Origin of the sequence: Mycobacterium sp. (genome assembly GCF_044370595.1) — a bacterium.
Lineage (GTDB): Bacteria > Actinomycetota > Actinomycetes > Mycobacteriales > Mycobacteriaceae > Mycobacterium.
In genome coordinates this window covers 1-8,599 of record NZ_JBILVF010000148.1, presented here as the reverse complement: position 1 = coordinate 8,599, position 8,599 = coordinate 1, and the positions used below count along the sequence as shown (strand labels likewise).

Annotated in this window: 7 protein-coding genes and 2 pseudogenes; 3 read left to right on the top strand and 6 right to left on the bottom strand. The window is 67.8% G+C overall.

The window, feature by feature from the left end:
- Both ADBZ5N_RS15490 and ADBZ5N_RS15485 read left to right on the top strand, forming a co-directional pair.
- Nucleotides 1–483: pseudogene (locus ADBZ5N_RS15490) on the top strand (dihydroxy-acid dehydratase); the annotation flags it as partial.
- 59 nt (nt 484–542) lie between these two features.
- Entirely contained in the window at nt 543–2,777 is a 2,235-nt protein-coding gene (locus ADBZ5N_RS15485; protein WP_526258879.1) for a molybdopterin-dependent oxidoreductase, read from the top strand.
- A gap of 15 nt (nt 2,778–2,792) precedes the next feature.
- Here the strand turns inward: ADBZ5N_RS15485 and ADBZ5N_RS15480 are convergent, their stop codons facing one another.
- From ADBZ5N_RS15480 to ADBZ5N_RS15460, 5 genes are all read right to left on the bottom strand, one after another.
- Nucleotides 2,793–3,449 (bottom strand): O-methyltransferase, encoded by a 657-nt coding sequence (locus tag ADBZ5N_RS15480; protein WP_526258881.1) that lies wholly within the window; start codon nt 3,447–3,449, stop codon nt 2,793–2,795.
- Nucleotides 3,450–3,488: 39 nt separating this feature from the next.
- Nucleotides 3,489–4,004, bottom strand: coding sequence for a TIGR04338 family metallohydrolase (locus ADBZ5N_RS15475; protein WP_526258877.1), 516 nt, complete (start codon nt 4,002–4,004; stop codon nt 3,489–3,491).
- Nucleotides 4,001–4,753, bottom strand: coding sequence for a DUF2786 domain-containing protein (locus ADBZ5N_RS15470; protein WP_526258875.1), 753 nt, complete (start codon nt 4,751–4,753; stop codon nt 4,001–4,003). The genes ADBZ5N_RS15475 and ADBZ5N_RS15470 overlap by 4 nt, the downstream gene beginning before the upstream one ends.
- A gap of 139 nt (nt 4,754–4,892) precedes the next feature.
- Entirely contained in the window at nt 4,893–5,927 is a 1,035-nt protein-coding gene (locus ADBZ5N_RS15465) for an alpha/beta hydrolase family protein (protein WP_526258873.1), read from the bottom strand.
- A complete protein-coding gene (locus tag ADBZ5N_RS15460; RefSeq protein WP_526258871.1) occupies nt 5,924–6,772 on the bottom strand; it encodes an alpha/beta hydrolase in 849 nt (282 codons plus the stop codon). Before ADBZ5N_RS15460 ends, ADBZ5N_RS15465 begins: the two co-directional genes overlap by 4 nt.
- Nucleotides 6,773–6,969: 197 nt before the next feature.
- On the opposite strand from ADBZ5N_RS15460, the gene ADBZ5N_RS15455 reads away from it, so the two are divergent.
- The gene (locus tag ADBZ5N_RS15455; RefSeq protein ID WP_526258869.1) at nt 6,970–8,019 is read left to right on the top strand and encodes a phosphodiester glycosidase family protein; all 1,050 of its coding nucleotides are present in this window, start codon (nt 6,970–6,972) and stop codon (nt 8,017–8,019) included.
- On the opposite strand, the pseudogene ADBZ5N_RS15450 reads toward ADBZ5N_RS15455, so the two are convergent.
- Nucleotides 8,016–8,599: pseudogene (locus ADBZ5N_RS15450) on the bottom strand (mammalian cell entry protein); the annotation flags it as partial. The gene ADBZ5N_RS15455 and the pseudogene ADBZ5N_RS15450 sit on opposite strands and share 4 nt — an antisense overlap.

Genomic DNA, 8,599 nt, shown 5'->3' with positions numbered 1-8,599 from the left:
GGCTTCGACTCGAGCGTCTTCGAAGGTACGGCAAGGGTTTTCGACGGCGAGCGCGCGGCGATGGATGCCTTGGAGGATGGCACGATCACTGCCGGTGACGTGGTGGTGATCCGCTATGAGGGTCCCAGGGGCGGTCCGGGTATGCGGGAGATGCTGGCCATCACCGGGGCCATCAAAGGCGCCGGGCTCGGCAAGGACGTGCTCCTGCTCACCGACGGCAGATTCTCCGGTGGCACCACCGGGCTGTGTGTCGGCCACGTCGCCCCGGAGGCCGTGGACGGCGGACCCATTGCGTTCGTCGCCAATGGCGATCGCATCCGCCTCGACGTCGCCAACCAGGACCTCAACATCCTCGTGGACGCCACGGAAATGGAAGCCCGCAAGGCCGGCTTCGCCCCGCCGCCGCCGCGGTACACCCGGGGCGTGCTGGCCAAGTACTGCAAGCTGGTCGGTTCCGCCGCGGGCGGCGCGGTCTGCGACTGACCCACGACCTCGACCGGGAGGGCTTGCCTGCCGTCCCGCAGTGGCGCACAGTGACAAAGATGAACCGCACCGCACTTCGTATCTGTCCGCTCTGTGAGGCGACCTGCGGGTTGGTCCTCACTATTGTCGACGAGGGCGGTGTCGGCCGGGTCACCGGTGCCCGTGGGGACCGTGACGACGTCTTCAGCCACGGTTACATCTGCCCGAAGGGCGCCAGTTTCGCCGAGTTGGACAACGACCCCGACCGGTTGCACACCCCGCTCGTGCGCCGGGAAGGCGAACTGGTGGAGACCGGCTGGGCCGAAGCGTTGGCGGTGGCCGTGCAGGGTCTGCAACGGGTGCAGGCCGACGCGGATGCCTCGGTCGGGGTGTACTTGGGCAACCCCAATGCCCACACCATCGCCGGTGGGCTCTATGCACCACAGTTGGTGAGAGCGCTGAAGACCCGCCAGGTGTTCTCGGCGAGCACGCTGGATCAGATGCCCAAACACGTTGCCTGCGGCTATCTGTTCGGGAACCCGTTCGCGTTCACCGTGCCCGATCTTGACCGCACCGATCATCTCGTAGTGATCGGGGCCAACCCGCTGGTCTCCAACGGAAGTGTCGCTACCGCAGCGGATTTCGGCGGGAAACTCAAAGCCCTCAAACGTCGCGGCGGTCGGCTCACCGTGATAGATCCCAACCGGACCCGCACCGCCGATCTGGCCGATCGTCATCTCGCGCCCCGTCCGGGTACCGATGCGGCGTTGCTCTTCGCGGTGGTCAACGTGCTTTTCGATGAGGATCTGGTGGATCCGGAGTTGGGCACCCTGGCCAGCCACGTGGTCGGTGTGGAGCAGGTTCGCGCCGCGGCGGTGGACTTTCCGCCGGAGGCGGTCGCCGAGCACTGCGGTGTGACGGCAGCACAGATCCGCGACCTGGCCCGCGACATCGCGGCCGGACCGCGAACCGCGGTCTACGGACGGATCGGCACCTCCACGGTGCTGTTCGGCACCCTCACCAGTTGGTTGGTCGATGTGGTCAATGTGCTCACCGGGAACCTGGACCGCCCCGGCGGCGCGATGTTCGCCACCTCGCCGATCGGCGCCGCACCACGACCGGCCCGTCCCGGCCGCGGGTTCTCGGTGGGCCGCTGGCACAGCAGGGTCTCCGGCCGCCCCGAAGTGGTCTCCGAGATCCCGGCGGCGCTGCTGCCCGAGGAGATCGAAACCGCGGGGGCCGGGCAGATCCGGGCCCTGGTGACGATCGCCGGCAACCCGGTGCTGTCCGCGCCGGACGGAGATCGGTTGTCCGCCGCGCTGGATCGCCTCGACTTCATGGTCTCGATCGACCCATATCTCAACGAGACCACTCGACATGCCGACGTGATCCTGCCGCCTCCGCCGCCGTCGTATTCGGCACACTTCGACGTCGCGCTGTCGGCGGTGGCAGTGCGAGGTAACGCCCGGTATTCACCGCCGGTGTTCGCGTTGCCCGAGGGCCGGCCCGACGAAGTGGACATCATCTGTCGGCTGGTGTCCGGCCTCCTGGGCCTGGGAACCGATGCCGATCCGAGACTTGTCGACGACCAGATCATCACGGCCGTTCTGGGCAAGGAAGTCGGTGACCCTGACTCCCCGGTCGCCGGGCGAGACGTCGCCGAGCTGGTCGCCATGCTGCCCGACGGTCCGGGTTATGAGCGGCGACTGGACATGATGCTGCGGCTGGGGCCGTTCGGGGACGCCTTCGGCGCCCGGGCCGATGGGCTGAACCTGCAGCGCCTCAAGGACAATCCGCATGGGATCGACCTGGGTCCACTGACCCCACGTGTCCCGGAAGTGTTGCGAACCCCCTCCGGCAACGTGGAATTGGCGCCCGAGCCGATCCTGGCCGATATCCCGCGGTTACTGGACTCGCTGGACTCGCCGACCGACGGTTTGCTTCTGATCGGGCGGCGGCATCTGCGTTCGAACAACAGTTGGATGCACAATCTGCCCGCGCTGGCCGGCGGTACCAACCGCTGCACCCTGCAGGTCCATCCCGACGACGCCACCCGGCTGGGGTTGACCGATATGGCGGTGGTGACCGGTCCGGCTGGAAAGCTGGTGGTTCCGGTGGAGGTCACCGATGCCATCCGCCCGGGCGTGGTGTCGCTGCCGCATGGCTGGGGCCATACCGCGCCGGGGACACGGCTAACGGTGGCTGCCGCCCAACCGGGGGTCAACGTCAACAGTCTGCTGGACAGTTCGTTGATCGAGCCGCTGTCGGGCACCGCTGTGCTCAACGGTGTTCCAGTCGAGGTGCTGGCGGGCTGAACCCCGGCCGACGGGTTACTTGACCCGGGCGATCAGCAATCCGTCCCAGCCCTTGGCCCCGACGGTCTGGATGGCTGCGGCGTCCAGACCGCGATGAGCTCCGATCAGTTCGAGCATGGCACGCACCCCTCGGGCCTGATGATCATCCTCATCGGGAACCAGGATGCGCCCGGCGCGCACCACGTTGTCCACGACGATGACCGTGCCTGGGCGGCCGAGCCTGACCGCGTGTTCGAGGTAGGCGGAGTTGTTCTCCTTGTCGGCGTCGATGAAGACGAGATCGAAGTCGCCGGTCAAACCCGGCAACGTGTCAAGTGCGGGTCCGACCACGATGTCGACCCGGTCGGCCACCCCCGCACGATGCAGGTTGGAAGTAGCGACCTCGGCGTGACGCGGGTTGTGTTCCAGCGTCACCACACTGCCCTCGGCGCCAACCCCCCGGGCCAGGTAGATGGTGCTGAAACCGCCCAGGGTGCCGATCTCCAGGACGCGACGGGCCCCGCTGATCTTCACCATCAGGTACAGCAGTTGTGCGGTCTGAGCCGACACCTCGATGGGCGGCAGACCGGCAGACTGCGAGTAGCTGAGCGCAGCGTCGAGTGCGCCGTCCTGATCCAGGATCAACCGGTCCAGCAGGGCGTCGACGCCAAGCCACTGATCTGGGCCGATCACCTCGTCCACGGCTGCCACCCTAACCGTGCTCGGCTTTGCTCAGCGCACACCCTCCCTGGCGTACACCACCCGCAGTACGTAGCCGGCCTCCGGACCCATGACAGCGGCGGCCAGTGCGCAGAACGTGGCGACGAACGCGGGTCCGTGTGCGGCGGCATCCGGATCGCTCAGATGGTGGGCAACTTCGTGCAGCACCACCAGTTCCCGCATAGCCCAGTCGGCGCTGAGGCGCTCCGGCACGGCGATCACCGCGGTCTCGGCGGCGTTCTCCGCCAGCCTCCTCTCGTAGTGGGCCGCAGTCGCAGCCCGGCGGGCCCGCACCCGGACCGGACCGACGCCGGGTCGGATCCCGGCGACCGCCGACAGCGCCAGAACCTCGTCGACATAGCGCTGAATCGAACCCACCGACGCGAAGCGGCCTTCTGGTGGCAGCGTGATGGACTCCCCGAAGAAGTCGATCGTCGGCGAATTGTGTTGTGCCGCTCGGTCGAAGAGGGTACGGACGAATCGTTCGGCGGCATAGACCCGGGACCGTTGGGTGTCGCGGACACTCACCTGCTCAGCCGGGTCCGCGCTCCCGGAAGTTCCGGACTGGCACCCAACCGGGCGTCGCGGCCGGCCCGGTCGCCGGCCCGCCGCGCAGCCGAGGAGTAGCCGGCCGACGAACTGCTGGCCCGCCAGGTTCCGCGCGCCTTTGACTGGCTGCGATAGTGGTGGTGAAGCTCAACCTCTTTGTTGCGCAGTGCCAGTGCCGTTCCAGGGGCCGAATCCGCGGACTCAGTCGCCTCGCGCCGGGCCTCGTCTCGTGCCTGAGCCAGCCGCTGGCCGATCCGGGACCCGAAGGCCAGCTGAAAATTCAGCCGGGCGGTGATGGTCGGTGTGGGACGGTGCTCGCCGGTGGCCAGATAGGCGTCGCACGCCCGCACCATCTGAACCACCAGGCTGGCGTACAGGGCGTGGCTGGTGTCGATGTCCTCACCGAATCCGTAGGCGTAGACGAAGGTCGAATTGGATGCCACGTCGCAGCGCACATCGTTGGCGGCAGCGATGGCGGCGAACAGCTGCACGTAGGTGCGCAGCCCGCGGGCACCGGGCTCGCCGATGGTGATGGTCCGCTGGGTCGGCACCTGGGCCGCCGTACGGCTGGCCGAGTGGGCTCGGGCGACCGCGAGGTCAATAGACGTCGCGGTGGCCAGCCGCTGGGCGGCGGCCATGAACGCCTCGGCCTCATGGGCGTTGTCGGTGCCCTCAGCTTGGCGCAGCAACGCAGCGATCCGGGCCAGCATCTTGTCGTCGGTGGTCATGGACGTCACGCTAAACGAGGTGAACGACGCTCCCGCCTGCCCGACGGCCCATCGCGGTGCACAATCCACAGAACCGAGTTCGTCAACAGCACAGAGCCGATCAACACATCGCCGGTGAACATAGGCATAACCCTATGCGCTACTGGGCCACGAAGGTGCTCAGCGCGTCGGTGATCTGCGTCGACAGCGGTGCCTTGGTGGCGTAGTTGGCGATGTTGTCGGTGGGGTCGTCACGCAGCACGTGGTTGACTCCCTGGAGTTCGGTCACGGTCAGTTCAGTGTGCTCAAGCGCGGCGACCAGGGGCGCGATGCCGGTGCAGCTCGCCTGGGCATCGGAGTCCGAACAGCTCAGCAGCACCGGCGTCCCGTCCGGGATGCGGGCAGCCAGGGCAAGTGGGTCGATGGCGTCGGCCTCGGCGACCGCTTTGGCGTTGCCCGGGTTGAGGATCGCGGTGAGCCCGTCCGGCAGGGTGTCCGGTGCGGAACCGCCGGCGCGAACCTGTGCGACGGCCGCCCCCCAGGCAGCCAGGACCTGATCGGCCTGCTGCTGGGTCTTGGCGCCGGCGCGCACCGCGGCGGCAAGATCGTCGCCAACCCGACCGGTGATCAGGTCCAGGTAGCGGGCGGCCAGTGGTTGCAGTAGGCCCAGTGAATGGATTTTCGGAGCCGGCGGGGACATATCGGCGGCCAGCGTCATGGCGTGGATCGCGCCCTCCCCCAACGCATAGACCGAGATCGCATCGGTGCCGGGCCGGTCGGCGAGGAACCGCACGGCGGCCCTGGCACCGTCGGTGTACACGGCGCTGCCCACGTCGGCGGGATTGTCCTGGTGCGGGCCGAGTCCGGTGGCTCCGGTGCCCACCTTGTCGTAGCGCAAGGTCGCCACCCCGCGTTCGGAGAGGAACTCCGCCAGTTGCCGCATGTTTCCGATCGGCCCGGCGACGTTGTTGTCACCGTTTCGGTCGGTGGCCCCGCTCTCGGAGATCAGTAGCGCGGCGGGGCCGGGTAGGTCTCCGGCGCGGTGCCGGTAGGTGCCGTACAACGTCAATCCGTCGGCGTCGAAGCTGACCTGTTGTTCGACCCACGAGGCCTGACCGGGGGGACTCGCGCCCTGGCTGCAGGCCGTCAGCAGCAGCGAGCCGCCCACCACCGCGCCGAGGAGGCGGCTCGTCACAGCCTCGCCTGGATCCAGGTGATGACGTCGTCGAGCACCTGGTCTCGCTCGGGCTCGTTGAACACCTCGTGGTAAAGCTCGGGATAGACCTTCAATTCGACATCGGTGGAACCGACGCATTCCACCAGCCGGCGGCTGCCCTCGGCCGATACCAACTGGTCGCCCTCACCATGTACGACCAGCAGTGGAGCGGTGATGCCAGGCGCTTGCTTGGGCATCCGCTCACCGACCAGCAAGAGCGCCTTCCCGATCCCGGCCGGGATCCGGCCACGGTAGACCAGCGGGTCGGCCTTGTAGTCGGCGACCACGCCCGGGTCGCGCGAGACCAATTCGGCGTCGATGGCCTCGATAGGCAGGTCCGGCAGCACCGAACCGACAGCCTTACCCAGAATCGCCTTGGCCTTGGACACCCTGGTGTGCGCTGCGATCGCCGGGCCGGACAGGATCATCAAGTCGTATTCGTCGGGGTGCTGCACCCCGTAGGCGAAGACGATTGCGCCGCCCATGCTGTGCCCCAGCGCGATGCGCGGGAGTCCGGGATGCTCCTCGGTTGCCGTCTTGACCAGGGTCCGGTAGTCGGAGACGAACTCCTGCATGTCGCGCACCCGTACCCGCTTGCCACCGGCCCGGCCGTGGCCGCGGTGGTCCAGCGCGTAGGTCACCAGGCCGGCCCCGCCGAATCGTTGTGCGACGTGGTCGTAACGGCGGGCGTGCTCGCCGTATCCGTGCGCCAGCACCACAACCCCCCGTGGCGGGCCGGGCGGCGTCCAGACGTCGTACACGATGGGCACTGCGCCGAAGCCCTGGAACGTCCGCTCGGTTCGGGTGACGGCAGGTTTGGCCATGAGGCGAGGGTAGCGGCCGCGCGTCGACACCTGGTCGATGCCCACGGCGAAGAGGTCGGCTCCGATCCGGACAGCCCCCGTAGACGTCCGTGATGCTCCCGAGTTCAGTTCTGCGCCAACCTGTTACAAACATTGACAGAGCTGCCGATGGGGCTATCGTTCTGACGAACCGATTCCACGTTCCCGAAAGGCCACCGATGCGCCGGATCCGGCGACTGTGTGCAACGGCCTGCGTATTGCTCGCCTGGACGACGGCACCGTCAGCGTCGGCGGCAGCCCGCGAACAACTTGCTCAGGCGATCGCGGCGACCCGGGGCAGCTATCTGGTGTACAACTTCGGTCCTGGATTCCCGGCGCCAATGCGCAACGCCGGGGGTGACTGGTATGAGATGACCAGCGGCGGTCGGCTGATGATCGTCAAAGCCGCTTCGCAACGGCTTTCCCCGCGACTGCTCGTCGATACCCATCAGGGCTACCAGGCCCGTTGTGAGCAGACCCCTTCGGCCCGCACCCGCGACGGGCTGGCGCAGACTGCGGAGATCTTCACACCGGTCCAGGCCTGGCAGGTTCTGGGCCGGCCGACCATCGCCGTGAACGCCAACTTCTTCGATGTCCGCACCCAGGCGGGTGGTTCCTGGAAGGTCACCGGGTGCAGTTCGCCGCTGGGAACCTACGTGGACAACACCGGCGATCTGGGCCGGGCGAACATGGCTGTCACCGGCACCCTCCCCTACGCGGGCAAGCAGGGGCTTTCCGGCGGGGACGAGGTCTGGACGGCGTTGACCACTCTGATTCTTCCGGTGCAGGGCGCGCCGTACCTGCTGGGGCCACGCGACTCCCGCGACTACGACGTGGCGACACCGGTGATCACCTCGCTGATCGAGAGCGGAACGCGGTTTGTCGCCGTCGCCGGCCTGAAACTGCTGGCCCCCGGAGACACCGGTCAGCTTAACGACCCGGGTCCGCGCGCGGCCCGCACCGCCGTCGCCTACGCGCGGGACAAGGATGAGATGTACATCTTCCAGGGCGGGAGTTACACACCCGACCATGTCCAGGACCTGTTCCGTGGATTAGGCAGCGACACCGCGGTTTTGCTCGACGGCGGCGGTTCGTCGTCCATCGTGCTGCGCCGCGACACCGGCGGGATGTGGGCGGGCGCCGGTTCCCCGCGCGGCTCGTGCGACACCGTAGAGGTGCTCTGCGATGCTCGCGAGCGGGCCCTACCGGGATGGCTGGCCTTCGACTAGAGACCCAGCTTCGGTGTCAGATCGAGGGATGTGACCGTGGTCATCTTGGTCACCCGCCAATCGCGGCCGTAGCGGCTGAGTTCCAGCCGATAGGACAGGTACTTCATCGACGGGATGTCGTTGTTCTGCGGGGTCGTCGAGGTGGTGTTGGTGTAGACGATCGCGGTGGCTTCAGTGGCCTCGGGGGCACCGCGCAGCGACTCCACCGCGGCACCGACGACCTGCGTCTTGCTGGTCACCTTCGCCTGTTTGTTGGTGGGGGCGATGGCATCGACGTAGGCCCGGTACTGCTCTTCGAATCCGCCGCCGAGATAGCGGGCGGACCGGTCCGGAAGCCGATCCATGTCCTCGGGTGTGTAACTCCACAGGGCGGTGATGGCATCCGCGGCGGTGCGGGCGATCGTCAACTTCATCGCCACCACCGCCCGATCGGCCAGATAGGGCTGCAGGGCCGCGCCGGCGAAGCCACCAGCGGCTACGAAGGACGCCACGGCCGCCACCGCAACCGCTCGCTGGTGGCCGGCGATCCAGGTGCGCAACGCAGACGGCTTCTTGACCGGCGCGGCGGCGAGCACCGCCG